Raw genomic sequence first — 1,293 nt, forward strand, 5'->3', positions numbered from 1 at the left:
CTCATCCAATAARGAATGAAGAACCTGCTCAATGAATTCTGAATTTATTTAATATCTTTCGATATTGAATTGACTGTGCCGAATAATTATTAAAAATAACTATTCTGTTGGTCACTCAGTTTCTCTTTCGAGAAATCACATTGAGACTCTAAATTTTTTGCCTTGCTTAGTAAACTAAGTTCGGCTGTTAGAACTCAATCTGTACGAGTGCCCACACAGATGATTGCTTTATATTGTTAAAGAACGTTGCGATTAAAGTTAAACTTTATCTCGCTAGGGCTGCGCATGTTACGCTTTCCACTTTTTTTGTCAACACTTAAATTTAAACTTTATAAAAATTCAAACTCAAGTTTTACTCGACTCACTGATTAACTCTTGCCCCGCTAAGCGTTGCTGTCTGCCGTCTCAGAGGGGTCGCATTATAGGGCGCGGTTGATTTTACGCAAGCGTTATTATCACTAATCTTGCATTTATTTCGCTTTCATAAGATACACAAAAGAAACTGACATGTTATTCACAAACATCTGTGGATAACATGCACTGCAAAACGATGAAATCGTAATATTCGTTATGCATGAAACATTGATTTATTATTGTATTTTTAAAATCAAACACAGCTAACAATTAATATAAATCTGCTAAGTAATGAAATTTAAATAGATCTTCTAATCCACCCCTTATTATCAGAATTTGGGCCTCATTAAAATGAGCTGTATTTAAACAGTTTTATCGCGAACCCAAATCGCTTTACTCAAGCTCTTGATGGCTTGAATAACTAACCGATAAAAATAGCGCAGTAAAATTCACTTCAAAAAACTCAGGTGAACTCATATCAAGTGATCTGTAGGGGTGGTAACAAATATAGAGTTGAATACGGTAACAATACCTACCTGATCGTGTCTTTAATGATTCTGAAGAAATAGTCGAACAGGTATCGCAAGCATGGAATGGATCCATCTCAGTTCCTCGTACGGTTAAAAATGAGAGATTGGATAAAATTGACTTAATCTTTATGCAGATTGGTATTAACTCAGTACGATGTAGCTCGTGATTTATCGCGACAACCGATATATGGGGGTGTACTGCTTTCAGATGAGCGCCTGAGCGACACTCGCCACCTTGCACCTTGCTCGCTGTTTCAATATCCTGCAGACGTAAAAAAGCCCGACTCTATGAGTCGGGCTTTCTTTATTTGGAGCCTGGCGATGACCTACTTTCACATAACAAATGCTACACTATCATCGGCGCTGTTTCGTTTCACTACTGAGTTCGGCATGGGATCAGGTGGGTCCA

Annotated in this window: 1 rRNA gene; it reads right to left on the reverse strand. The window is 37.5% G+C overall.

The features are described 5' to 3' along the window. Nucleotides 1-1,197 precede the first annotated feature (1,197 nt). Nucleotides 1,198-1,293, reverse strand: a 5S ribosomal RNA gene (rrf, locus tag ADS77_RS21095); the annotation flags it as partial.

The organism is Pseudoalteromonas porphyrae (assembly GCF_001298125.1).
Taxonomy (GTDB): domain Bacteria; phylum Pseudomonadota; class Gammaproteobacteria; order Enterobacterales; family Alteromonadaceae; genus Pseudoalteromonas; species Pseudoalteromonas neustonica.